Origin of the sequence: Flavobacterium galactosidilyticum (assembly GCF_020911945.1) — a bacterium.
GTDB lineage: Bacteria > Bacteroidota > Bacteroidia > Flavobacteriales > Flavobacteriaceae > Flavobacterium > Flavobacterium galactosidilyticum.
In genome coordinates this window covers 3,047,796-3,074,320 of record NZ_CP087135.1, presented here as the reverse complement: position 1 = coordinate 3,074,320, position 26,525 = coordinate 3,047,796, and the positions used below count along the sequence as shown (strand labels likewise).

Annotated in this window: 21 protein-coding genes; 11 read left to right on the top strand and 10 right to left on the bottom strand. The window is 32.6% G+C overall.

What is annotated here, in order from left to right:
- Positions 1 to 15 precede the first annotated feature (15 nt).
- Positions 16 to 2,367 carry a response regulator gene (locus tag LNP27_RS13205; protein ID WP_229942109.1) on the top strand — a complete coding sequence of 784 codons (2,352 nt, stop codon included), beginning with the start codon at positions 16 to 18 and terminating at the stop codon, positions 2,365 to 2,367.
- Between the two features lie 106 nt (positions 2,368 to 2,473).
- On the opposite strand, the gene LNP27_RS13200 is transcribed toward LNP27_RS13205, so the two are convergent.
- On the bottom strand, positions 2,474 to 3,892 hold the full coding sequence (locus LNP27_RS13200) for an amidohydrolase family protein (protein ID WP_229942108.1): 1,419 nt from the start codon (positions 3,890 to 3,892) through the stop codon (positions 2,474 to 2,476).
- 340 nt (positions 3,893 to 4,232) lie between these two features.
- Between LNP27_RS13200 and LNP27_RS13195 the strand changes: the two genes are divergently transcribed.
- The gene (locus tag LNP27_RS13195) at positions 4,233 to 5,765 is read left to right on the top strand and encodes a SulP family inorganic anion transporter (RefSeq protein ID WP_229944072.1); all 1,533 of its coding nucleotides are present in this window, start codon (positions 4,233 to 4,235) and stop codon (positions 5,763 to 5,765) included.
- Between the two features lie 100 nt (positions 5,766 to 5,865).
- Here the strand turns inward: LNP27_RS13195 and LNP27_RS13190 are convergent, their stop codons facing one another.
- On the bottom strand, positions 5,866 to 7,104 hold the full coding sequence (locus tag LNP27_RS13190) for an NAD(P)/FAD-dependent oxidoreductase (protein WP_229942107.1): 1,239 nt from the start codon (positions 7,102 to 7,104) through the stop codon (positions 5,866 to 5,868).
- 343 nt (positions 7,105 to 7,447) lie between these two features.
- On the opposite strand from LNP27_RS13190, the gene yaaA reads away from it, so the two are divergent.
- Positions 7,448 to 8,206 carry a peroxide stress protein YaaA gene (gene yaaA, locus LNP27_RS13185; protein ID WP_229942106.1) on the top strand — a complete coding sequence of 253 codons (759 nt, stop codon included), beginning with the start codon at positions 7,448 to 7,450 and terminating at the stop codon, positions 8,204 to 8,206.
- Positions 8,207 to 8,273: 67 nt separating this feature from the next.
- Here the strand turns inward: yaaA and LNP27_RS13180 are convergent, their stop codons facing one another.
- Genes LNP27_RS13180 through LNP27_RS13165 form a run of 4 tightly spaced genes read right to left on the bottom strand, consistent with a single transcriptional unit; the run spans position 8,274 to position 12,891 of the window.
- Positions 8,274 to 9,854, bottom strand: coding sequence for an MDR family MFS transporter (locus LNP27_RS13180; RefSeq protein WP_229942105.1), 1,581 nt, complete (start codon positions 9,852 to 9,854; stop codon positions 8,274 to 8,276).
- Position 9,855: 1 nt separating this feature from the next.
- On the bottom strand, positions 9,856 to 10,935 hold the full coding sequence (locus LNP27_RS13175; RefSeq protein WP_229942104.1) for an HlyD family secretion protein: 1,080 nt from the start codon (positions 10,933 to 10,935) through the stop codon (positions 9,856 to 9,858).
- Positions 10,936 to 10,946: 11 nt separating this feature from the next.
- Complete coding sequence (locus tag LNP27_RS13170; protein WP_229942103.1) at positions 10,947 to 12,275, bottom strand: TolC family protein; 1,329 nt, start codon at positions 12,273 to 12,275, stop codon at positions 10,947 to 10,949.
- A complete protein-coding gene (locus LNP27_RS13165; protein WP_229942102.1) occupies positions 12,265 to 12,891 on the bottom strand; it encodes a TetR/AcrR family transcriptional regulator in 627 nt (208 codons plus the stop codon). Before LNP27_RS13165 ends, LNP27_RS13170 begins: the two co-directional genes overlap by 11 nt.
- A gap of 376 nt (positions 12,892 to 13,267) precedes the next feature.
- Here LNP27_RS13165 and LNP27_RS13160 point away from each other — a divergent pair, with 376 nt between their 5' ends.
- The 4 genes from LNP27_RS13160 (at position 13,268) to LNP27_RS13145 (ending at position 15,663) form a co-directional block, all read left to right on the top strand.
- Positions 13,268 to 13,660, top strand: a complete 393-nt coding sequence (locus LNP27_RS13160) for a DoxX family protein (protein WP_229942101.1) — start codon at positions 13,268 to 13,270, stop codon at positions 13,658 to 13,660.
- A gap of 1 nt (position 13,661) precedes the next feature.
- The gene (locus LNP27_RS13155; RefSeq protein ID WP_229942100.1) at positions 13,662 to 14,240 is read left to right on the top strand and encodes a TetR/AcrR family transcriptional regulator; all 579 of its coding nucleotides are present in this window, start codon (positions 13,662 to 13,664) and stop codon (positions 14,238 to 14,240) included.
- 44 nt (positions 14,241 to 14,284) lie between these two features.
- Positions 14,285 to 14,917 carry a nitroreductase family protein gene (locus LNP27_RS13150; protein ID WP_229942099.1) on the top strand — a complete coding sequence of 211 codons (633 nt, stop codon included), beginning with the start codon at positions 14,285 to 14,287 and terminating at the stop codon, positions 14,915 to 14,917.
- Positions 14,918 to 15,111: 194 nt separating this feature from the next.
- Positions 15,112 to 15,663 (top strand): DUF4494 domain-containing protein, encoded by a 552-nt coding sequence (locus LNP27_RS13145; protein ID WP_229942098.1) that lies wholly within the window; start codon positions 15,112 to 15,114, stop codon positions 15,661 to 15,663.
- A gap of 94 nt (positions 15,664 to 15,757) precedes the next feature.
- On the opposite strand, the gene LNP27_RS13140 is transcribed toward LNP27_RS13145, so the two are convergent.
- The 3 genes from LNP27_RS13140 to LNP27_RS13130 form a co-directional block, all read right to left on the bottom strand.
- A complete protein-coding gene (locus tag LNP27_RS13140) occupies positions 15,758 to 16,267 on the bottom strand; it encodes a GNAT family N-acetyltransferase (RefSeq protein WP_229942097.1) in 510 nt (169 codons plus the stop codon).
- Between the two features lie 228 nt (positions 16,268 to 16,495).
- Entirely contained in the window at positions 16,496 to 17,080 is a 585-nt protein-coding gene (locus tag LNP27_RS13135; RefSeq protein ID WP_229942096.1) for a fasciclin domain-containing protein, read from the bottom strand.
- A 201-nt stretch (positions 17,081 to 17,281) separates the two neighbouring features.
- The gene (locus LNP27_RS13130; protein ID WP_229942095.1) at positions 17,282 to 17,755 is read right to left on the bottom strand and encodes a GlcG/HbpS family heme-binding protein; all 474 of its coding nucleotides are present in this window, start codon (positions 17,753 to 17,755) and stop codon (positions 17,282 to 17,284) included.
- Positions 17,756 to 18,261: 506 nt separating this feature from the next.
- On the opposite strand from LNP27_RS13130, the gene LNP27_RS13125 reads away from it, so the two are divergent.
- From LNP27_RS13125 to LNP27_RS13115, 3 genes are read left to right on the top strand one after another with little or no spacing between them, the layout of a single operon-like run.
- A complete protein-coding gene (locus tag LNP27_RS13125; protein ID WP_229942094.1) occupies positions 18,262 to 19,917 on the top strand; it encodes a PAS domain-containing protein in 1,656 nt (551 codons plus the stop codon).
- An 8-nt stretch (positions 19,918 to 19,925) separates the two neighbouring features.
- A complete protein-coding gene (locus tag LNP27_RS13120; protein ID WP_229942093.1) occupies positions 19,926 to 22,601 on the top strand; it encodes a PAS domain S-box protein in 2,676 nt (891 codons plus the stop codon).
- 18 nt (positions 22,602 to 22,619) lie between these two features.
- Positions 22,620 to 24,263 (top strand): PAS domain-containing hybrid sensor histidine kinase/response regulator, encoded by a 1,644-nt coding sequence (locus tag LNP27_RS13115; RefSeq protein ID WP_229942092.1) that lies wholly within the window; start codon positions 22,620 to 22,622, stop codon positions 24,261 to 24,263.
- A gap of 121 nt (positions 24,264 to 24,384) precedes the next feature.
- On the opposite strand, the gene LNP27_RS13110 is transcribed toward LNP27_RS13115, so the two are convergent.
- Positions 24,385 to 25,593, bottom strand: coding sequence for an aminotransferase class I/II-fold pyridoxal phosphate-dependent enzyme (locus LNP27_RS13110; protein ID WP_229942091.1), 1,209 nt, complete (start codon positions 25,591 to 25,593; stop codon positions 24,385 to 24,387).
- 263 nt (positions 25,594 to 25,856) lie between these two features.
- Here LNP27_RS13110 and LNP27_RS13105 point away from each other — a divergent pair, with 263 nt between their 5' ends.
- Positions 25,857 to 26,315 carry an Lrp/AsnC family transcriptional regulator gene (locus LNP27_RS13105; RefSeq protein ID WP_229942090.1) on the top strand — a complete coding sequence of 153 codons (459 nt, stop codon included), beginning with the start codon at positions 25,857 to 25,859 and terminating at the stop codon, positions 26,313 to 26,315.
- Positions 26,316 to 26,525 lie beyond the last annotated feature (210 nt).

Genomic DNA, 26,525 nt, shown 5'->3' with positions numbered 1-26,525 from the left:
AAATAATAAATTACTATGACAGTTGTTTTAAAAATTTTAATAATTGATGACGATAAAGTTGACTCTACAACTATTAGTCGTTCTATATCTCAATCTGGAATTGTAGCAGAGGTTGACAGTGTTTTCTCAGCAAAAGAAGGAATCGAAATGATTAAATCATTAAAGTATGACTTAATCTTTTTAGATTACTTAATGCCGGACACTGATGGTATTACTTTCCTAAAGAAAATTAGAGATTTAGATATTGAAACTCCAGTTATTTTTGTAACCTCACAAGGGGATGAGAAAATAGCCAGTCAAGCCATTTTAAGCGGTGCGTCTGATTATATTCCGAAAACTTTATTGACCCCTGATGGTGTATCGCAAAGTATTAGAAATACAATTAAATTACACGAAAGTTTAAAACTTCGAAAAGCTGCGGAATTAGAACTGAAGATAAATTCTAATCGACTTCTTGAAGCACACAAATTAGCTAAAATAGGAAGCTGGGAAATTAACATGAGTAATAATGAGATATATTTCTCAGATGAATTCTTTGCTATTTTTGAAGTTGAAAGACAAAAAATTACTTCAATTGATTATTTTAAATCTTTTTTTACTGATGTAAAAGATTTAGCGCTTTTTAAAAACAATTTGAAATCTGTTATGGCTACTAATGCTGAAACACAATTTCATCATAGCATCACGAGTAAAAAAGGAAATGTAAAATACATCAATCAATATATAAAATGTTTGAATGATGAAAAGAACAAGCCTTATAAAATTCTGGGTACAATTCAAGATATTAGTGAACAAAAAATAACAGAATTAGAGCTAATACGAGCCAAAGAATTAGCTGAAAAAGCTGTTGTGATTAAGGAGCAGTTTCTTGCTAATATGAGTCATGAAATTCGTACACCTATGAATGGGATCATTGGATTTGCTAGGATTTTAGAAAGCACAAATTTAGATGATAATCAAAAACAAAGCGTAGAAGCTATAAAAAAAGCAGGTCAAAACTTGATGTATATTATTAATGATATTCTGGATTTCTCTAAAATTGAAGCCGATAAAATGACTTTGGAAGAAGTAGATTTCTCTTTGTCAAGAACCGTAAACTCTGTAATTGAATTGCTTTTTCAAAACGCAAGTGAGAAAAAAATAAAATTATTGTGCGATATCGACCCTAAGATAAATGATAATCTAATAGGAGATCCTACAAAGTTGATTCAAATTTTACTCAACTTAGTAGGTAATGCATTGAAATTTACAGAAAAGGGCTTTGTCGAATTAATTGTTAGTGAAATTGAAGAGACTGAAACTGAAACTTTGTTGAAGTTTGTAATAGTCGATACGGGAATAGGTATTCCAACAGATAAAATAGATTCTGTATTTGAAAGCTTTAATCAAGCATCAAATGAAACAACAAGAAGATATGGCGGTACGGGATTAGGCCTTACCATTACTAAGAAACTTGTCGAGTTGCAAGGTGGAAAGATTAAAGTTGAAAGTACTGTTTCTGAAGGAAGTGAATTTTCTTTTTACTTAAAATATAAAAAGGTACAAAAAGGAATGCTGATTGATACACATGTAAACAGTAGCACTATAGATTCAGATTTTTTGAAGGATATTAAAATCTTATTGGTTGAAGACAACGAACTCAATCAGCTCTTAGCGGTAAAAGTTTTTGAAAAATGGAATAAGAAAATTGACATAGTTGATAATGGAAAATTAGCAATTGAAAAGATTACTAATAATACTTATGATATTATTTTAATGGATATTCAAATGCCAGAAATGGATGGATTAGAGCTTACAAGTTACATTAGAGAAAACATGGGAGAAAAATCTGTTATTCCAATAATTGCTTTGACAGCTCATGCAACAGTAGATGAGGAGCAAAAATGTCTAGACAGTGGAATGAATGATTATTTATCTAAACCATATGATTTCAATGTGTTATTGAATAAAATATATCAAAATTTAAATAAGAATAAAGTAAATAATATGCCGGTTTTTGAAACGCAGAAAGAACAAGTTACATCAGAAAAATTAATTGATTTTCACTATTTAAAAGATTTTTCAGATGGTGACGAGAATTTTATAAAAAATATGATTTCTCTTTTTTTAGATAAAACTCCAGAAACAATGGAAATAATCATGGAGTCTAATACAAACGATGATATCAAAATCTTGAAAGATGAGATTCATAAACTAAAATCGTCACTCAGTATTTTAGGAATGGTCAAAGCCTCTGATTGTGTTGATATTATCGAAAAGGAAATAGAAATAAATCCGTTAGGTCAAAAGCGTAAAGATGAGGTTAACAATCTGAACGTCATGTGTCAGTTAGCTATTAAAGAGTTGGAATTTGCAAATGAATTTTAGTTCATTAGACTCTTTTATAGGTCGGCATTTATCAAAATCAAACCTCGCTATTTTATAATTAGCGAGGTTTGATTTTTTATAGAAGGTCTTTTAATGTACAATCTAATTAATTTAATGGAAATATAGCTTCAAACTTTTTAAAGCGATTGTCTAAGTCCTTCAATAATTGTTTTTTTACAGAAGCTTCTTTTATAAAACTATAATTGATACTGTTGTAAACAAATTTCTTAATATCATTATAGGAGATGTCTTTGTAGCGTTTGGCTAATAATACATATTGCTCAGTCATATTAGTGCGTAAGATTCCCGCATCATCAGTACTAATTACGATAGGAACGCCAAATTCTTTATACAAAGTTAAAGGATGACGGCTGCCTTTTACTTTTAATATAAACTCGTTACTCACTAAGTTGATTTCGATAGGTATTGATTTTTTAGCCATATAACGCAATAAATCATAAGCATCTTTTTCATAGGCCATATCAACTCCATGACCAATTCGATTAGCTCCTGCAGTATGAACTGCTGCTCCAATATGCCAAGTCAGTTCTTCTGGCTGAACCAAACCAAGAGTCAGTTCGCCAGCATGCATCGTGTATTTTACGTTTGGATATTTAGAATGACAGTATTTAAACATCATCATGTGCAACCAATAATCCTTCATCGAAGTTTCGCCATCTTCAGGAGAAACAATATTTACCCCAGCCATTAGTGGACTAGTATCTGCTGAAATAAATGCGATAACTAGATTTTTAAATAAATCAACCGGCTCCATGAAACGTAGAACAAAGTTTTGATAACGCATTGTAAATCTGGAATCATCAATTTTTAAATCTTTGTGAAGTCTACTCACAAAATTAATATTGAAATCTTTAGCATATGAAATAGCGTCTTTTTTGAGTAGTGAATTATACACAGAATCAAGTGATTTTATGATCGCTTTTTCATCTTTTAATAAAGCTAGCTTTCTTAATCGGAAATTAAATTTTGTTAAATCATCCGTATTCATATCAGTAGGAATAGTAGATAATTGCGTTTCTATATAACTTACATTTTCAGAAATGGCTCTATTTTTTAATTCTAATAGTCCGCTTCCAAAATTTCCTTGTATGGCTGGTTCAAATTTCATAAATGACTCGAAAAACAACTTATCAGAAGGATAATCTACATAATTATAGTCTTTTACAGACCATTTTTGCATAATTTTTTGCTTGTAGACTTCTAAGGTTCCATTATTTTTTAATGTTGAAAATTTTTCCCAGTTTCCATTCACTGGTTTATCTTTTAATACATCCATTGTTTCAATGTTCAGATAGAAATCAGCGGTAATGGCCTGCTGTAATAGTGGTTCTGCATAAATTGAACCCGAGAAATGATGATGTAAGTCACCTCCTTTTGGCATTTGCGAAAAGAAAGCGGTTAAGGCAACCTCATTATCTCTAATTCTTTCTAAGTAGTCGTTAGTCGCTTGTGAATAAGTAACGGTAAATAAAAAAGCGAAACATAAAGTATAAAGTAATTTCATTGTATTTTTTTCAGTTTTTCAAAAGGTAATTTTTGGTTTTTCATCGTAAAATTAATCAAAGATGGATATTTTTGATGGAATTTTAAAATTTAGAAGCTAAACTCTTATTTTTTTATGAATAGTTTTGTAGGCTTATCAATTTAATTAATTGTAGTGTCTTGTTGTAGAATGGCCTCGAAAGTTTTATTTTTGCACTTCCAACATAAGTATTATCCATACCGCCATTCGTTTCTCGACAATGGTTTTTACAGTAAATAGTATTCGGCTTAAGATTACATCTAAATTGTTTTAATTACGATTTCTGATGTCAAAAGTAGGTATGGACTACCTTAATTATTATATGAAAAAAGTATTTAATTTATTTGACTTTTCACAAAAAGTCAATTTTAGAACCGAAATCCTAGCAGGCTTAACAGTTGCTATGACTATGATTCCTGAGTCGCTGTCATTTGCAATATTAGCTGGTTTCCCTCCCTTGATGGGTTTATATGCTGCATTTATTGCAGGTTTAGTAACAGCTATTTTTGGTGGAAGACCTGGAATGATTTCTGGAGGAGCAGGAGCTACTGTAATTGTTTTAATAGCGCTAATGAACTCGAATGGTTTGGAATATGTTTTTGCCGCAGTTGCATTAGCTGGTGTCATTCAAATTTTGATAGGGATATTTAAACTCGGAAAATTTATAGGATTGGTGCCGCAACCTGTTATGTTTGGGTTTGTAAACGGTTTAGCCGTTATCATTTTTATGTCACAGTTAGAACAATTTAAGAAAGTAGTCAACGGTCAAGTAGAATGGCTTACTGGCATTCCACTCTTGATTATGGCTGGTTTAGTTGCACTAACCATCGGAATTATTGTGCTTTTTCCTAAAATTACCAAAGCTGTTCCAGCTTCATTAGTAGCAATTATTATAATCTTTGCCTTGGTTTTTTTCTTTAAAATTGAAACTAAGACGGTGAGAGATATTGCTTCTATAAGTGGTGGTTTTCCTCCATTTCACATTCCTACTGTGCCAATCAATTTAGAAATGCTGAAAATTATATTTCCATATGCTTTAATTATGGCTTCAGTGGGATTAACGGAAGGATTATTGACATTGACTTTAGTCGATGAAATTACGGGAACTAAGGGAAATGGAAATAGAGAATGTATTGCGCAAGGAAGCTCTAATATTCTGAATGGTTTTTTCTTTGGAATGGGTGGTTGTCCTATGATTGCACAAACATTAGTTAATCTTTCTGCTGGTTCTAGAGCGCGTTTATCTGGAATTGTAGCTGCATTAACCATACTGATTATTATTTTATTTGGTGCGCCTGTAATTGAACGAGTACCAATGGCAGCCTTAGTAGGAGTTATGGTAATGGTAGCGATTGGAACTTTTGAATGGACAAGTTTCCGAATCATTAATAAGATGCCAAAGCACGATATTTTTGTTGGGATACTAGTAGCAGTAATAACAATTTTATTACACAACTTGGCTTTAGCAGTTTTGATTGGTGTAATAATTTCAGCTTTGGTTTTTGCATGGGAAAGTGCCAAAAGAATTCGTGCGAAGAAGTATATCGATGAAAAAGGAGTGAAGCATTATGAAATATATGGTCCTTTGTTTTTTGCGTCAACAACTGCTTTCTTAGAAAAATTTGATGTCGCTAATGATCCAAATGAAATAATAATCGACTTTAAAGAAAGTAAAATAACGGATATGAGTGCGATTGACGCTGTCAATAAAATCACCGAAAAGTATGCGCAACTCAATAAAAAGGTTCACCTACAGCATTTGAGTGCGGATTGTAAAACTTTATTAAAAAATGCAGACGCTATTATTGATGTTAATATTCTTGAAGATCCAACCTATAAAGTAGCACTAGATTAAATTGAATTTTACACTAGCTATTACAACCATAAAGAACATAAAAATTTATCATCCGTAATGATTTTATAAAATTTAATACAGTTTTTAGTAAATATGAAATCTATAGCTGCATTGCTTCAGCTGCTAGTCTACCTGTTTTCATCGCCGCATTTATTGAGCCATTCAATAAATTATCACCGCATATAAAAAGAGTATCAGAGATCTTAATTTCAGAAGCTGGAATTTCATTTCGCACGCTTTCCTGCGTAGGTAAAGCATATTCAATTCGGTATACTTTTAACATTTTCCAATTGTTTACTTTTTGGCCAAACCATTTTTTTAATTCTCGCTTCATGTTTTCGGCTAAAGCAGCGTCGCCTATAGTTGGAATTCCATTGTAAGAGACAGAAATAAGCACTTTGCCCTTTGGAGAATAAGCGGAAGATACATTAGACATTACAGTCAAGTTATTTACCCACTTTTTGATTTTTGATGCATTGAGTATTACCACTGCTTTTCTCGTAGGAGTTTCAGATGCTTCAAAATAAACATTAGTGACTTGATGAGAAGTCATTTTTTGCTTGGGAAAGAATTCTTGCGCTAGTGAATTTGCGGTCGTAGCCAAAAGAATTTGGTTGGCTTCTAAAACAGTTCCATCGGCTATAGTCACTTTATTTCCCTCTATTTTCATTACTTGAGTGTTACAACGAATACTATTTTCTGGAAGCATGGCAACTAATTGTTTTGGTATTTCTTCCATGCCTAGAGCTGGAACTGCCACATCTCCATCAGAAAACATTTTCATCACAAAATCAAACATTCTTCTAGAAGTTGATAAATCATTTTCTAAAAATATTCCAGAGAGGAAAGGGGCATAAAATCGCTCAATCATTTTTGGACTAAAACCATATTCAGTCAATTGCTTTCTAGTCGTTTGTTCTGGTTGTTGAAAAATTTGATCGATTGTTAAATTTTGTAATTTATTTTTTAGCCAAAGTGTATTTATTTTATCTTTTAAAGTTCCTACTGGAGCAAAAAAAGTCGCTAAAGCTGCTGAAGGTCTTCGCAACGGATCTGCAATTTCAAATTGCCCATCATCATAGAGAACAGTTGCGCCGGGCAACATTTTCTTTAAATTTAAATCCGTATAATTGAGTAAAGATTTTGACTCTGGGTAAGCAGTCAAAAACACTTGAAAACCTCTGTCTAAAAGAAATCCATCATGTGAGTCGGTTTTTATTCTCCCCCCTGCGCGGTCTGTAGCTTCTAGAATTAAAACCTTTCGTCCCTGACGGTGTAAATGAACAGCTGCAGAAAGTCCTGCTAATCCTGCTCCTATAATAATCACATCTTGTTTCATGTTTTTTGAAAATGTTTATACAAAAATACATCAAATTGACTTGTGTCAAGATAAAAAGATATGATATTTTGAAAGTATAGTGTGCAAATTAAAAGTTACCGTAAAGAGATGGATGCTAATTTTTAGAATTATCTCTAAATTAGCCATTGTTGCTGTGCGGATTTCAATGGCATTCATTAGATAGTATTTTAATATTTATGTTACTTTAAATATACTAAATATTGTTTGTATAAGTAAGATATCTATTGCACTATTTAAGAAATCAATATAATTAGGTTTTGTTTCTTGTTTTCAATTAGTATTTTTGAGAAAACTTATAGAAAGCACTTAAAGAGTATTGAATATGAAAATTGTTATATCACCAGCCAAGTCCTTAAATTTCGAAAAAGATTTACCAACTCCTATACATACAGAACCTTCATTTTTAAAAGAATCGAGACACGTTCACAAAGTTTTGAAGGAGAAAAAACCTGCTGAATTAGCTGACTTAATGAGTATTTCTGATAAACTGGCGGAGTTAAATTGGAAACGAAATCAAGATTGGAAAACACCTTTTACCACATCAAATTCTCGTCCGGCAGTTTATACTTTTGACGGCGATGTTTACACTGGTTTAGATGCTTTTTCGATTCCATTAAATAAATTAGAAGTCTTACAAGATCGTTTGAGAATACTTTCCGGTTTATACGGATTACTCAAGCCATTGGATTTGATGCAAGCGTACCGTCTTGAAATGGGAACTAAATTACCTATTGGTGAAAGCCAAAACCTATATCAGTTTTGGAAACCGACCATTACTAAGGCTTTAAATAAAGAACTCAAGGAAGGAGAATTATTCGTCAACTTAGCTAGTAATGAATATTTTTCGGCAATAGATGTCAAAGCCTTGAAGGTTCCAGTAATTACTCCAGAATTCAAAGACTATAAAAATGGAAAACTGAAAATAATTAGTTTTTTTGCTAAAAAAGCAAGAGGAATGATGGTGCGTTATATTATTGATACTAATGCTGAAACCATTGAAGATTTGAAAGGATTTAATTATGATGGCTATCAATTTGATGCTAATTTATCGAAAGAAAATCAGCTTGTTTTTACCCGTTAAGAATTTTATATAAAAACAAAAACGCCGAATTCATTACGAGTTCGGCGTTTTTTTTGTAAAAATCAAATTAATGCATTGCATCTGCAGGATTGATTTTATTTTTTCCTTTTTTGATAAAAAAGATAATAGGAATACAACATAAAAACATAATACCTAGGTAAAGGAAAATATCCATATAGGCTAAAACGGTGCTTTGTTTCATCACTGAAAAATCAATTACTTGATATGCCTTTTTTAATGCTTCGTTAGCGCTAAACCCTTTAGACATAAATCCTTGTTGTAATAGCGTAATTTTTTCTTGAACTTCAAGTCTCGTTCCGTCAAGATTAGAAACTAAGTCCACACGATGTTTCTGGCTAAATCTTGTAATAAAAGTGGTAATGATGGCGATACCAAAAGAACCTCCAAGTTGTCGCATCATACCAGTAAAAGCGGCACCTTCTCCAATATGTTTTCCTTTTAAAGTAGAAAGAGACAAAGTGGTAATAGGTACAAAAAGTAATCCAAGTCCTATTCCTCTTAAAATTAATGGCCAAAATAAATGTTCAGCTCCCGTATCAGGTGTCATATTATTATACATCATTAGGGTAAAGAAAAAGAATATTAAAAACCCAACACCTACCATATACCCTTGTGGCACTCCTTTTTGAATTAATCGACCCACAATTGGCATCATAAAAGCGGTGGTAATTGAACCAGGAATAAGCAATAGTCCAGCATCAGTAGCAGTCCAGCCTAAAACTGATTGCGTATAAATGGGGATAATCAAAGTAGACCCATAAAGTCCAAATCCAAGGATGAAACACATTATCGTTCCTATTCTTAAGTTTCCATCTTTTAAAACACTTAGGTTTACAATAGGATATTTATAAGTCAATTCTCTCCATATAAATAATACCAAACCAAAAACAGAAACCACGCTCAATGCGGTAATCGTGCTATTATTGAACCAGTCATCTTGCTGACCGTGTTCTAAAACAAACTGTAAAGAACCAATGAAAGCTGATAAAAGGACAATTCCCCACCAATCGACTTGACTTGCTTTTAATTTTTTACCAAATTTTGGACTTCTCACAAAAGTGAAAGCTAAAATAGCAGCAATAATTCCAAGTGGTATATTGATGTAGAAAATGTAAGGCCAAGAGAAATTATCTACTAAGTAACCTCCTAATGGCGGACCTAATGTAGGTCCTACAATTACACCCATGCCGTAAATAGCTTGCGCCATTCCACGTTTAGCAATCGGATAACTTTCGGTTATAATGGTTTGAGCAGTTACTAATAGCGCTCCTCCGCCTAGTCCTTGTATAAATCGGAAAGCAATAAGTTCCCAAATATTAGTGGCATTACCGCATAAAAAAGAAGCTGTGGTAAAAATAATAATGGAAACGACAAAATAATTACGTCTTCCAAATTGTTGTGAAAGCCAGCTCGTCATTGGAATAACAATAACATTGGCAATGGCGTATGCAGTTATTACCCAAGCAACATCAGTTAATGTCGCACCTAGGCTTCCCCTCATATTGGTCAAAGCTACATTGACAATAGTGGTATCTACAATTTCTAGCAGTGCACAAAGCACAGCTGTAATCGTAATGATAACCCGTCTAAAGCCATATTCTACTAAATCATCTTCAGTTCCTGTCATTTTATTTTACATGTACATCAACATCAACATTCATTCCTGGTCTCAGTAATTTTATTTTTTCAGCGTCATTTGATGCATCTAAGGATATTTTTACCGGTAATCTTTGAATTGTTTTTACAAAGTTACCAGTTGCATTATCTGGAGGCAAAATAGAGAAACGAGATCCTGTAGCGGGTGAAAAAGAGGTAATTGTACCTTGGAAATCATAGTCAGGATAAGCATCTACTTTTAAAGTTACTTTTTGTCCCATTACCATTTTGTTCAATTGCGTTTCTTTGAAATTAGCAATTACCCAAGCTTCTTGGTTATTGATAATATAAAATAACGATTGTCCTGGTTGAACTAATTGCCCTGGTTGAATATCAATTTTTGAAACCTGACCGTCAATTGCAGCCGTAATAACGGTATAAGAGATATTTAAATTTGCTGCATCTAGTAAAGCTTGTGCTCTTTTGATATTGGCAGCAGCCACTTCAGTTAGTTTATCTGAAGCTTTCGATTTCGCTATAATAACTGATTTTTGGTAAGCACTTGCTTTTTGTTGTTGTTGCAAAATGCGGACTTGGTTTTCAGCTTCTTGTTTCGCTGTAGAAGCTTGTTCATACTGTTGTTTAGTGATGGTATGGCTTTTATACAAATTGTTGTAGCGATTGTAGTCACTAGTTATTTGCGCCAATTTAATTTTAGCACTTTCAATACTTCCGCTAGCCGATTGAACAGTAGCGTCAGAGGCAGAAACACTTGCAAGCGCGCTACTGATATCTGCCCTAGAAACCTCAAAGTTTCCTTCAGCAGCAGCAAGAGCAGCAGTTGCTTCCGCGATTTTTAATTGATAATCTTTCTTATCGATCGTAAATAAAGTATCTCCTTTTTTTACATAGTCGTTATCTTTTATGTACACTTTACTTACGTAACCCGATACTCTTGGAATAATTGGGTTCATGTTTTTCTCAATTTGAGCATCATCCGTTTGCTCGTGGGCTAACGAGTGTAAGTATTTATAAGTTCCATATCCTCCGCCTATCACTACCAAGATCACTAGGATAATAATAAATTTTGTATTTGTTTGTTTCTTTTCCATGTGAGTAATAATTATATTTTTGAAAGGTTGAAGGTTTTAGATAATTGTCCTGTTACTGAAAGTAACTCGTAATATTTTTGAACGATATTGGCTTTGGCCAAAGCTTTATTAATGGTAGCATTTAGTTGTTCGACATCAGCTTCTAGTAAATCATTGGTATTTGATAAACCATTGTCGTATTTATCTTTTATGATGCGATAGTTTTCAGTAGACTGTTCAACCGCCTGAGTGTATACATTACTTTGTTTAAGCGCTAATTGATAGTCTTCTATCGATTTTTGAACTTCAATTTTGATATAGTCAGTCAGCATTTCTTCTGAATTTTGGACTTCCGATGCTTTACTTTCTGCTAGTTTTACCATAGTGCCATTTTTTAGAATGGAACTCAAATCATAGGAAACACCTACACCAAAGTTCATAGCATTTTGGATCGTAACAACATTTTTAATATCTAATACGGTATACCCTCCAATTAGTGATAGGGACGGATAATACGCGCTTTTAGCCATTTTTATATTGGCTTGACTCGCTTTTTCCTGAAAGTGAATAGCTTCTAAATCTTTACGATTTTGCAGTGCAGGTTCTTCGCTTGTAGGAACATTATCCATAGTCAAATCAACAAAATCACTTTCTTTTACTTCTAGTTTAGTGTTTGGAGGTAATTTTAAAAGTGTTGTCAGCGAGTAATTGACAATGTTTAAATTGTTGTTTGCTTCATCTAATGATAGTTGTATTTTTGAAACTTGTAGTTGCGATTTTAATAAATCATTTCTAGGAATGATTCCGTTTTTTTCTAATTCGATAAAATCAGTTACGCGTTGTTCTGCTTTCTTCTGATTTTCTTTAAGGAGCTCTATTGTTTTTTGTGCCTTATACAAACTCGCGTAATAATTTACCACATTCATTGCAACATCTTCCTTTGTTTGCAAGGAATTAGCCGTTTCCGCTTGATAGAGATTATCTTGAAGTTTAATGCTATTTTGAATTTTGAATCCTCCAAAAATAGGTAAAGTAGCATTTGCTTGTCCGATAATTAATTGATCTACAGTAGGAATAGCTGTTGTCGAAGAACTGTTTTTGTTAATTTTTAAGTCTACAGATGCCTTAGCTAATCTTTGATACTGCCCCGAGACTTTAAAATCAGGATACTGATTGTTTTTTACGGACTGTAATTCATATTTTTTGGTGTTCACTTTCGTGTTTGCTAGCGAGACCTCATTGCTTTTGGTCCAAGCCATATGAACGGCTTCCTCAAGAGAAAAACTCGTTCTATCTTGTGCTTCAATAGAATTAATTCCTATGAAAAAGATGCCTAAGAACATTATTTGACTAACTTTCATATACTAGTAGTGCTTTTATTGTTTGTTGAATGTGTTTTGTGAGAACTGTTTTTATGTAATTATCATATAGCGCTTCCGTGTTCAAGTTTAATAAGTTTTCAAAAAACGGTCTATTCATTTGAAAATGAAAAAATGTACCTAAAATAGTGGGTGTGATTAGCGGTATTACAATATCCTTTCTAAAAACACCTTTGTTTTGTCCCTCTATTATAATAGTTTCTAAAGATTTGAGGTTTCCCTTTTTGAGTTCAGAAAATGTCTCATGATTTATGTTTCTCTTTTTTGAAGTAAATTCGAAGTGTAAAATTCTGTAAAGTCCTCTATTAGAATTGACGCGATTAATGTAAAGTTCAATTAGCTTATTGACTTTTTCAATCGGCTCTAGATTTTCTAATATCAAATGATCTAATTGTAGTTTTAAGTCGGTAGTTCGATGGAGAATTAGCGCTTCTAGTAGTCGCTCCTTAGATCCAAAGTAATAAGAAATCATAGCGATGTTTATTTTCGCTTCTTTAGATATATCCCGTATCGATGTTCCATCAAAACCTTTTTCCGAAAATAGCAGTTCTGCCACTTCGAGTATCTTGATTTGTTTATCGTTGAAATTAGTTTCCAAATTATTGATTTTTTTAGGAGAGCAAAATTAAACAACCGTTTAAATTAAACGTTCGTTTAATTTAATTTTAACATAATTTTAACTATTGTTTTAAAGTAGGAATAAAGTATATATGTATTTGCAAATCTGTGCTTTGGGTTGTAGTTTGTCTTATATTTTTCGAATAATCATCTACTTTATTTAGTTGTTTATGAGTTTTTTAACTAATTGTTTTATTCATAAATTGGTTTGGGAATATTGTATTTGATAATTGAATAGTTTTTCATCGCATATATTTTATGCTAAGGCTAAATTGTATTAAACAATGCTTAAAATTTTAATTTATGAACGTTCATTCTTTTTTTTTGTTTTACTTTTGCACTATCAAATAAATTAAATGGTGGAAAGCGTTGCAAAGAGGATTTGGAATGTTGTTGTAATTATTATGGCTGTTTTTATGTTTTACAGTGGTGTGCAACATTTTAGGAATTCAGTATTTTATAATCCTTTTGTTCCTAACTTTTTGCCTTTCAAAATGGTGATTATTTATTTTTATGGTGTAATAGAAATAGCTATAACATTACTTCTTTTAATAAAAAAATATAGAGGAATTGGAGCATTTTCTTTATTTGCGTTAATGCTATTTTTTTTACCCATCCACATTTGGGATGTATTCTCAGATACTCCAGCAATTGGAAGTCATCAATTGGCATTGATTCGTTTAGTTATTCAATTCGGATTAATAGCGATAGCTTGGAAATTAAAAAATATTTATTTTAATAAAAAATAATATGGCACTACTGCAAAAAAGTATTGAGAAACGAAGCTCGCTTTTAAAAGCGACATTGTTTCTGGTTAATAATGGAGGTATTCAAGGTGCGTCAATGGCCAAAGTGGCTAAAGTTGCCAATGTTTCTCCAGCTACTATTTATCTATATTTTGAGAGCAAGCAAGACATGGTCAATCAATTGTATCTAGATGTCAAATCCTCTTTTGCGGAAGCAGCGTTTAAAGGATATGATTCTGAAAAACCCATAAGAGAAAGTTTCGAAAAGATATGGTTAAATATGGCTGATTTTAAATTGCAACAAAAAGAGGAAGCTTCTTTTTTGTCACAATGCGACAATACACCTATGATCGATGAAGCAACCAGACAAGAAGGACTGAAACATATTGCTCCTCTTTTTGATTTGTGGACAAAAGCAAAACAGGACGGGATAATAAAAGAAATGTCACCCTATTTACTTTATGCTTTTACGATTTATCCCTTAGCTTTTCTGATGAATATGGAAAATAGAAAGCTTTGTCCATTATGCGATACCGTTTTAAAAGATGCTTTTCAAGCGGCTTGGGATAGTATTCGGGTTTAAAATTTTAATGAATTAAAAAATAACAATAAATACATAAAATAAAAATGGAATTAATAGATAAATTGAAATGGCGTTACGCTGCTAAAGCGATGAATGGTCAAAAAGTAGCACAAGAAAAAATAGATACCATTATTGAAGCGGCTTCACTAGCGCCAACATCAAGTGGTTTGCAACCTTTTGAAATTATGGTGGTTACAAATCAAGAGATAAAGGAAAAAATTAGAGCTATTGGCTGGAATCAATCCGTGATTACTGATTGTTCCCATTTGCTTGTTTTTGCTGCTTGGGATAATTATACTGTGGAGCGTATCAATAAAATGTTTGACTTGACTAATGAAATTCGTGGTTTCAAAAATGAGGGTTGGGAAAATTACCGTCAAATGCTTTTAGGACTTTATCCTCAAAGAGATCCTGAAGTTAACTTTCAGCATGCTGCAAGACAAGCTTATATTGCGTTTTCGCAAGCTATTGCAGCAGCAGCTTTTGAAGGCGTAGACAGTACACCTATCGAAGGGTTTGATGAAAATGCCTTAGATGAAATTCTAGGATTAAGAGCAAAAGGACTAAGAAGTTGTGTAATTCTTCCTCTTGGTTACAGAGATGCTGAGAATGACTGGTTAGTTAATTTAGTTAAAGTTAGAAAAAGCAAGGAAGATTTAGTTACACTAATTGACTAAGCTATTGCTATAAAAAATAGTTTCTTAAATCAGTCTTTCTTTTGTAGAGAGGCTGTTTTTTTTGAAACATATTTGACTTATATATTATGAAGTTTTTTGATTGTATTATTCAAAATTGTGAATATCTATTTTATGAATCGTCCTTTTATTTTTTCTTTTAAATCTATCTTTGACATCCTTAAAAAAAATTAGAGATGAGCACAATTTGGTACGAATGCAAAGTAAAATATAGAAAAACAGACGAAACTGGTGGACAAAAAATCACAACTGAACCTTATCTAGTAGATGCTTTGTCTTATACAGAAGCAGAAAGTAGAATTACAGAAGAGATGTCAGCATATATTAGTGAAGAATTTAAAATCACCAATATAAAAATGGCTAATTATGCCGAAATACATCCGTTTGAAAATGCGGACCGTTGGTTTAAATCAAAAGTATCTTTATTGGCTTACGACGAAGAAAGCGGTAAAGAGCGCAAAACGAGCATGTATTTATTAGTTCAAGCTAATGATGTCAAAGAAGCTTTTGACAATACTACAGGAGTTATGAAAGGAACTATGGGCGACTATACTATTCCTGCTATTTCAGAATCACCTATTATGGATGTTTTTCCTTATTTCTCAGGAGAAGAAGGAGAGTTGGAACAACTAGAAAAATTCAACGCACTGAAAGCTTCAAAACCAGAAGTGGCAGCAGAAATAGAAGACCACATGGAGTTTGTTGCTGAAGAAGAAACATTTTCCTAACTATTTTGCATTAAAATAAATCCCGCAAATACACAAATTAAGAAGTCATAATGGGATTTTTTGTTTGTGTATTTGTGGTTTTTTATTTTAAAATCTATTTCTCTAACACTTTCTCATACGCTTTTCTGGGGCTTCCTCTAAAATATACTTCGCCGCAGTATGTATAGCCAAGACTTTCAAAAATTTTAATCATCGCAAGATTATCAAAATTAGTATCGGCTTTGATGCTGTAGATGTTATTGCTTATAGCAAAAGCTTCTATGTGTTTCATTATCATTTTAGCAAGACCTTTACCTAAATGCTCTTCAGCGATAGCTACTCGATGGAGTACAACGAATTCATCGTTTGTAAGCCATTTACCTTCAATAGCAGCGTATGCTGGTTCGTCACTAATTAAGAGTGCAGTGTAACCTGTTACTTTTTCGTTTTCCAGCAAAACAAATCCTGAGCCTTTTTCAATGTCTTTTTGTATTACTTCTGGATTAGGGTAACCATCTTGCCATTGATCGCTGCCATCTTCTTTTCGGCGTTGAATCGCTTGCTGCAAAATCGTCCATATTTGTTCGAGTTCAGTTAATTCTGCTTTTCTAAATTGGTAATTCATTATTTTTTATTAAGTTTTCAAAAGATAAATAAGTGCTAAAAGTACAAAAGAACTGGGACTTTTAATTACTGTTTGTAGTTCATAGCATCATTTTTTTGTCACAGATCGAAAAAAACGCAATTAACATGTTAAAAATAAATTAACCTGTTTTTACAGTTATTCTGATACAAAAAAAAACCGTTGCACAATGATGTTGCAACGGTTTTTACAAAATAAATAAACAAAACGTTATTTTGGCATAATAACGGTGTCAATTGCATGAATCACTCCGTTAGATGCTGCTACATCAGCAAGTATAACTGCTGACATACCACCTTTTGCGTCAGTCAACATTACTTTTCCATCTTTTAAACTCAAATCAATTTTTTCTCCTTGAACAGTTGTAACAGTGTATTTTCCTTTGTTCCCGTTTATTGCTTCGATTACAGCTGCCGCGTCAAATTTTCCCGCTACTACATGATATGTCAGAATTGATTTCAACATTTCAACATTCTCAGGCTTCAATAAACTATCTACTGTTCCAGCTGGCAGTTTATCAAAAGCAGCGTTATTAGGTGCAAATACTGTAAATGGACCTGCTCCGCTCAATGTTTCAACTAAGCCAGCCGCTTTAACTGCTGCTACAAGCGTTGAAAAATCTGCATTTCCAGCCGCAACATCCACAATAGTTCCAGTTTCAGCCACAGCCATTGTATCCATTGCTACTGTTGTAGTGTCAGCCATATCAGTAGTATCAGCTGTTTTCTTTTCACCACATGAAGTAACGATTGCTCCTAATAGTGCAAACGCACTAATTGTTTTTACTAATTTCATAGTTTGTGTTTTAAGTTTAAATTAATTAAGATACTCAAAGATAGCTATTTATTTTAATTGTTTAATCTTTTTAACAAAAAATTAAACAAATTTAAAACAAAGAATAAAAGAGCAGCTGTATACTTAATAATCAGTTGTATTGCTTACGAAATATAATTAAGCGATTGTCCATTTTAATTACAAAAATTACAAATAATACATTTAAAATCCATATAATCCTGCTTTTGCAATGCGAACATCTTCGTCTCCATGAGCACCTCCAACGCCAATACCACCTACTACTTTCCCATTAATATAAATTGGGATTCCTCCATCCATCGCTAAAATATTCTCATCTAGAAATCTGAAATCCTCTGGAATACTACCGTTTTTAAGTCCTTTAGCAATTTCCGCAGTTTCCCTTTTTTGAGAAGAAGCGGTATAAGCTTTTTTATAACTTGCCCTTACAGTATGCACTCCAGCGTTATGATGTCTCAATACCGCTAGTGTTTGCCCAGATTTGTCAACTACAGTGATAGTTACGAATAATCTGTCTTTTTCTGCCTGTTCAAATGCGCGCTGTACAATTTTCCTAGCAGATTCTCCAGTAAGAATAGGTTCTGTTGTTATTTTTTCTTGAGAGTTTACCATAGTTACAATAAAAAGTAGGGCTGTTATTATTATTTTTCTGTTCATTATTTTATTTTTTAGGTGGTAGACCGGTATTGACTACATCAAATTGGTATCCAAGAACAGACATCACCAGGCTAAAGACTTTCACTTGAAGAATGTCAAATGCTTAGCTAATTTAAGCCTTTTTTTAATACGTTTCGGGCTGCTTTACCTATTAATTCTACTATTTTCAATCATTAAAACATACAATTTAGGGTTTTGCTGATGTTGTTATCATACATTGATAAGGCTAACTAATTACTAAAAACATTGCTTTTATTCACTTGTGCATAAAAGAGGTTAAACAGTTATTCTAAAGTGTTTAAATGCCGCTTAAATCCTTCTTAAAGTTGCTTTTAAGTGTTGTTTTCATTCGTTTAATGCGCTTTTTTACTTCTTATTAGGTGCCTTAATTGACTTTGAAAATCGAATTTCGATAAGAATTAACTTTGTTATATTTTACTTTTAGAGCGATTAAAACTTTTTATTGATAATTTATTACTTTTATCCTCTACAAGAAATGGATAGGTATGAACAACGAGAAACTTTCTAACGACTCTCTACTGCGTAAAATTGATGAGCAAGAATCTGAAATAAACCGACTTGTAAAGGAAGGGCAATTCCGCAGCTACTTTGACTTCTACCAAAATGGATCTCAAGATCTAGTATGTGTAGTAGATTTAGATGGTTTTTTTAAAGAGATTAACCCCGCCTTCATAAAGATTTTGGGTTATACTAAGGAGGAATTATTAGCAAATCCGATCCGATCATTTCTACATCCTGAAGATGTTGAAAAAACCGCTATAGAAGCACAACTGTTATCAGAATCGAAATCTTCAATGAATTTTGAAAATCGATATGTTAAAAAAAATAAAGAAATTGTAACCGTAGAATGGACTATGACATTATCTCCAGTAGGAGATTTTTTATATGCTATTGGTAGAGATATTACTGAAGAAAGAAGGAATAATGAGCGTTTAATTGCTAATGAACGATTACTAAATGAAGCCCAAAAAATTGCTAAAATTGGCAGTTGGGAATTAAATTTGGTTACTAAAGAAATGATTTGGTCAAATCAACTCTACCAACTCTATAATATTGAAGTCAAGCAAGAACAAAATTTGTATCACGAGTTTTTAAATCTTTTCTCAAAAGAAGATGCTTCCTTCTTTTTAAAAAAAATCGAACAAGCTATTAAAGATAGAAAGCAATTTGAAGTTGAACAAGAAATCATTCTATCAAATAATATAAAAAAATGGCTAAATGCTATTGTGATACCTATTATTGATGATAACGGATTAGTTTCTGCAATAAGAGGTAACACGCAAGATATTACTGAGAAAGTAATTACTGAGCAAGCAATAAAAGCTCAGGAAGCTGCAGTAGTTGAGTATCGGCTAAAGCTCATTACACAAGAAAGGAATTCTAAGTTTAAAAATTATGTAGAGAATGCTCCTGATGGCATTTTTGTTTTTGACGGGAGTAGAAATTATCTAGAGGTTAATTACGCTGCAGTACAATTGACTGGATATTCTAAAGAGGAGCTTTTGCAAATGAAATTTGGAGATTTATCTCCAAAAGAGGAAGACGATGAATTGACTAGTATGGTACAAGATCTTGAGACAACCGGTGTTTTAAAGGGAGAAATGAAAATTATTCGCAAAACTGCTGAAGTTTTGTGGTGTTTTCTTGATGTAATAAAACTATCAGAAAATAGGTTCCTCGGATTTGTTAAAGACATAACAGCAAAGAAAAATGCAGAAGAGCTGATCGTGGAGAGCGAAAAACGCTTCAGGAAGTTAGTAGAATATAATGAAGGTATTATCACGATAATAGATAAAGACCTAAAGACTCTTTTTAGAAGCGCCTCTTCGTCACGAATTACGGGATATTCTGACAAAGAGTTTAAAAGAATCTCTAGTAGTACTTATTACCATCCTGATTTTTTAGATTATGTAAAAACAAAGATTCAGCAGTCAGCAGATAATCCTGGTATTCCGATAGATGTAGTTTTTCAGGTAAAACATAAAAAAGGACATTATATCTGGCTTCAAGGAATTCTAAATAATAGAATTTTAGACAAGAGTGTGGGAGGCATAATCGCAAATTTAAAAGATGTAACTGAAGCAAAAACAGCCCATGGAAAGATAAATTTGCTAAAATTGCGGCAACTTCGCCAGGTTTGATTTATTCGATGCGTCAAAACGCTGATGGTTCATTATGTTTTCCTTATGCTAGTACTGCTGTTGAAGAAATTTATGGATTAACATTTCCTGAGATTGAGAATAATGCTAATAAAATTTTTGAGAATATTCATCCTGAAGACTTAGATCAAGTTGTATTCAGTATAAAGGAAACTAAAACGAAATTAATTCCACTAAAAGTAGAATACCGTTATTTTCATCCTGAAAAAGGATTAGTATGGCATAACGTGAATTCTCTACCAATAGTTGAGCCTGAAGGAACAGTAATTTGCCACGGCATTGTTACGGATGTTACTGAGCGAATTTTGGCAGAACAGAAAATCATTAAAACCAATAGACTTTATTCGTTTATTAGTCAGATGAATCAGATGATCGTACGTACAACTGATGAAAGAGCACTTTATAATGAGGCATGCAACATTGCGGTAAACACCGGTAAATTTAAAATGGCATGGATAGGTGTGATTGATGAAAGTTCCAGAGAAATAATTCCCGTTCAAGTTGCAGGAAGTGATTATGAATACTTTGCTAGAATTAATTCTATATCAATAGACGATGAGGTTTTAGGTAGAGGTCCTGCTGGCTGCGCGATTAGAGATGACAGATATGTTATTTGTAATGATATTGAAACTGACCCTAGTATGTTGCCATGGAGGAATGAAGCTTTATTTTGCGGTTATTTATCTCTAATGGCGGTACCAATAAAAAAATTCGGGAAAGTAATAGGAGTGATTTGTTTTTATTCTGGTGAAAAATGTTTTTTTGATTCTGAAGAAATAATCTTGCTAGAAGGAGCTACTAACGATATTTCTTTTGCATTAGAAATTTTTGAAAAAGAAGCTTTACGCAAAAAAGCAGAGGAAGCTATTGTAGAAAGTGAGCGAAGATATCACACTTTGACTGAGTTTTCTTCAGTAGGAATTTTTAGAACTGATCCATCTGGTTTTACTACTTATGTTAATCCATTTTGGTGCAAAATTTCAGGACTGACTTTTGAAGAAGGAATAGGAAATGGTTGGATTAATGCGGTGCACGAGGACGATAGAAAAACAATCTTTCAGAAATGGGAACTAGCTACAACTACAAAAAGCTCATCAATAGAAGAGTATCGTTTTGTTCGCCCAGACGGTTCAATAGCTTGGGTGATGGGGCAAGCTATTCCAGAAATAAATTTTAGAAATGAGATTGTAGGCTACGTAGGCACTATAACTGATATTAGCGAGCGTAAGATTGCCGAAGAAGCAATTTTAGAAGAGAAAAAATTCTCAGAAATGATCATTAATAATCTTCCAGGTATTTTTTATCTCTATGATGAAAATGGCGTTATCATGAACTGGAATAAAAATTTCGAGGTAGTTTCTGGCTATAGTGCAAATGAATTAGCGCAAATGAATCCGCTTGATTTTTTTGACGATGATTTAAAAAATAAAATAAAAGCAAGAATAGAAAACGTGTTCGAAAGAGATACTGCAGGAACAGAAATTGAATTCTTTACAAAAAATAAAAATAAAATTCCTTTTTATATAAATTCTCAATATTTTGAATATAAAGGCAAAAAAAGGATTGTAGGAATGGGATTAGATCTTTCTGAATTAAAAAAAGCAGAAGAAAAGATAAAAATTGCAAACGAAAGATATGAAATGATTTCTGCTGCTACTAAGGATGCCGTTTTTGAATTAGATTTAGTGACCGGAGAAAGCTGGAATAATAAAAATTTTATTGATCTTTTTGGTTTTGGTAGTGCAAAAAGTAATGGATATGAATATCGAGAAATATGGCGATCTAAGATTCATCTAGACGATAGAGCGCGTGTTACTGAAAAACTGGATTACTCATATAGGGATTCTGTAAATTTATGGTCCGATGAGTTTAGATTCCCAAAAGCAGACGGAAGTTATGGGTTATTTTATGCAAGAGGAATCATCTCAAGAGATGAAGATGGAAAAGCTGTCCGCTTAAACGGAGCTATGATTGAAATTACAGAATTGTACAACGTTAAAAAGCAGTTGATCAGCAGTGAAGAGAAATACAAAAGCCTTATTGATCAAGCTTCAGATGCTGTTTTTACTAATAATGTTTCAGGAGATTTACTTGAAGTCAATGAAAGCGCTTGTAATTTGTTAGGTTACACTAAAGAAGAACTTTGCACAAAAAACATTTCAGATTTATACAGTCCTGAAGAACTTAAGGTAAGACCAATAATGTACAAAGAGCTGTTACGTGGTGAGCAAACTATGCTGGAACGTAATATGCTTCATAAAAATGGATCTTTAATTGCTGTCGAAATTACAGCAAAAATGATTGTAGATGGTAGGATTGTTGCCTTTGTAAGAGATATAAGTGAACGCAAAATGATAAATGACGAGTTTACGAAAATGCATAAAAAAATGGAAGCCATCCTTGGCGCTATTCCAGACTTATTGTTTGAAGTAGATTTAGAAGGTAAAATTTATAATTACCATTCTAGTCGAAATGATTTATTAGCAATACCAGCTAGTATGTTTTTAGGGAAAAACTTCACCGAAATATTACCTTCTGATGCAGCTAATTTATGTTTGTCAGCCGTACACGAAGCTTCAGAAAAAGGATTTTCATCTGGGAGGCAATATACGTTACAATTAGAAAATGGGTTGCATTGGTTTGAACTCTCTGTAGCTCCTATGTAAGAAAGTATAGGAAAGAACATGCATTTTATATGCCTGTGTCGCGATATTACTACCGCTAAGCAGTCAGACAATGCTCTCTTTAAAAGTGAAGAACGCTATCGTGGTTTATTAAATAATCTTGATGCGGGAATTGTTGTTTATGCTCCTGACAGTTCAATAGTAGTTTCAAATAAAAAGGCGGCCGAATTAATAGGTTTAACTTACGATCGAATGGTAGGTATTACAGCCTATGATGCAACTTGTCAGTTTTTGAACGAAGATAATTCTGTTATGGATGTGAATAATTGCCCTGTAAATCAGATAATTGCAAGTAAAGAACCTCTGAAAAATTTCATAATAGGGGTGAAACATGAATTAACTGATGAAGTTGCGTGGCACTTAATTAATGGATTTCCTGATATTGATGTTTCTGGGAATATTACTGAAATTGTAATTAGTTTTATTGATATTACAGAACAAAAGGTCATGGAAATGGAGTTACTAAAAGCTAAAGAATTAGCGGAATCCGCAAGTAAAGCTAAAACTAATTTCCTAGCTAATATGAGTCACGAGATTAGAACACCATTAAATGGTATTATTGGTTTTACACATTTACTAATGAAGTCTGATCTTAAGAAAAATCAATCCGAATATATGACTACCATCAATGAATCTGCCAATTCATTGATGCAAATAGTTAATAATGTTCTGGATTTCTCCAAAATTGAATCTGGAAAATTAGAATTAGATATAGAAAAGGTAAATCTTCATAAATTAACGAATCAAATTATTAATCTGTTTAGTTTTCAAGCCAAGCAAAAAAATATTGATTTAATTCTCAACATCGAAAAATCAGTTCCACAATTTGTTTTAACTGATTCTGTTCGATTAAAACAAATATTGGTGAACCTATTAAGTAATGCGATAAAGTTTACCAATTTTGGTGAGATTAGAATGGATATTAATGAAATTCCCTCATCAGAAAAAAAATGGACTACTCTTAATTTTTCTGTAAAAGATACCGGGATTGGAATTAAAACGGTTAATAATGCAAAGATATTCAAGTCATTTGTGCAAGAGGGCAATTCTACTAACAGGAAATTTGGCGGTACAGGATTGGGATTATCCATTTCAAATCAGCTCTTAGCTTTAATGGATAGTAAATTAGAATTAATTAGTAAATATGGTGATGGAAGTGACTTTTATTTTACAATTAAATTAAAGAAAGTAAAGAATAAAAAAGTGAAAGAGGCTAGTCTTAGTGAAATTATTGAAAGCTGTACATCTGAAACTGTAGTTACACTAAGTGATAAAAAAGTGCTGATTGTGGAGGATAATAAGATTAATATGCTTTTAGCAAAGACATTAGTCAAAAGGATTATTTCTAATTGTACTGTTTTACAAGCTTATGATGGTAATGAGGCTGTAGCACTTTATAAAAAAGAAAAACCTGATGTGATTTTAATGGATATTCAGATGCCAAATAAAAATGGATATGAAGCCACAGAAGAAATTAGAAAGTTTGATCATTCTGAAAATATTCCCATCATTGCAATCACTGCGGGAATAATGGTTGGAGTTAAAGAAAAATGTCTGGAAGCAGGTATGAATGATTACTTGCCAAAACCAATTATTCAATTGGATTTAGAAAAAATATTGTGCAAGTGGTTGCATAAGAATTGATTTTTTTTAAATAAATTAATGAAAGCAATTTTGTAGCGTATAAAAACAGTTTGATTTACTATAAAAAAAGCCTGTATGATTGAGCATACAGGCTTTTAGGTTTTGGTTAAAATATAGTTGGTTAATTATTTATAATTTTCAGTTCGACCATACAAGCTTTCATCATCTGGTAGGTTCTTTCGATATCATTATCTAAACCTATAGAAAAACGGATTAAACCATCCGTCAATCCCATTTCTATTTGTTCATCTACTGGAATTTCACTTGAAGTTGAGGTTCCTGGAGCGCTAAATAGTGTTTTGTAGAATCCTAAACTCACGGCTAAATACCCTAAGTTTTTAGACTGCATTAATTCCATTAAAGCATTCGCTTTTGCCAAAGTTCCTACATCTAGCGTCATCATTCCTCCAAAACCATATTCTGGATTAATCATAGTTTTGTACAATTTGTGACTCGGATGACTTTCTAAACCTGGATAAACGGTTGTCAATCCGTCTTTTTCGAAACGTTCCGCCAGATACATAGCATTATGACTGTGTTGTTTCATACGGATGTGTAGTGTACGCAAGTTTTTCATTACACTGGCAGAACGCATACTATCCATTGTTGGCCCTAACAACATGCTAGCACCGCTATTCACATTTTTTAAACTGTCAATAAATGCTTGTGATGCACAAGTTACTCCGCCCACAGTATCACTGCTTCCATTAATGTATTTTGTTAAACTGTGAATCACGATATCAGCGCCTAGTTTTGCTGGAGAAACCGATAAGGGTGAAAAAGTGTTGTCAACCACAAGTGTTAAGTTATGGCGCTTTGCAATTGCAGACAAACCTTCAATATCAGCCACTTCAAGCAAAGGATTACTCACTGTTTCACAGTATAAAACTTTAGTATTTGGAGTGATGGCATTCTCTATAATAGCTAGTTTTGTAATATCTACAAATGTGGTTTTAATGCCTAATCTTGGAGCAAAATTCTTTAAAAAAGCATAAGTTCCCCCATATATTGTTCTGCTTGAAACAATGTGATCGCCAGTTCCACATAATTGTAGTAGAGTAGGCGTGATGGCTCCCATTCCTGATGCCGAAACATTAGCTGATTCTGTTCCTTCCATCGCTGCCATAGCTTTGTCTAAATACAAATTACTAGGCGAAGAATGGCGAGAATACAAGTAACATCCTTCCATATTTCCTTCAAAAGTATCAAACATAGTTTTTGCCGAAAGAAAGGTGTAAGTTGATGAGTCGGAAATGGATGGATTTACACCACCAAATTCTCCAAAGTATTGTAAATCTTGAATATTGTCTGCGGGATTGAAGTTTTTCATATCTATTTTTTTTGGAGCTATTTCCTGCTATTCGCTATATTTTTTATTTGCTATCGCTAATAAAAGGATGCCGCTGATCAGGACAAGGGTTTTTCGTTGTTGATAAGTCGATTCAAAATAAAAGTATTTAAGATTATTAATCAATACTATTGTATTACATTAGATTTTAAAACTATTAAATAATAAAATTGTAAATTTATTTTCTAAATTAACCTGAAGAATAAGATTTGTATAGATTTTATTTCAATTTAAATCCAAAAAAAATGATGCTAGACGCAATAGATAAAAACCTACTTTTCCTGTTACAATCGGATTGTAAGAAAACAACCAAAGAACTTTCTCTCAAATTGAACCTTTCTGTAACTGCAGTTTATGAGCGAATCAAAAAATTAGAACGGGAAGGCATAATAGATAAATATGTAGTTTTAGTTGATCGCTCTAAAGTCGAGAAAGGTTTTGTTGTTTTTTGCCATCTAAAACTGATCCAACATACTAAAGAGTTTATTTCGAAATTTGAAAGTCAAGTCGTGCAACTAAAGGAAGTCTTAGAATGCCATCATGTAAGCGGTGATTATGATTATATTCTAAAAATTGTCGTAAAAGACATGGAAGCCTATCGAGAATTCTTGGTTACTAAACTCACCACTTTAGAACATATAGGAAGTACACACAGTACTTTTATGATCAATGAAGTCAAAAATACGACAGTCATTGTACTTTAATAGTTACAAAACAATATTAAAAATCAGCTACAAATAATTTAAAACTTGATTGTTTGTAGCTGATTTTGGAATTTGTAATACTGATAATTTTATTTGTATTCTATTGTGTTATAACCATTTGTTACTGAATGCATTTTCTTAACAAAAAACCTCGCGAATTAAACTTTAAACAAAACTTAATTCCTTAATTTTGTGGAACATTTTATAAAA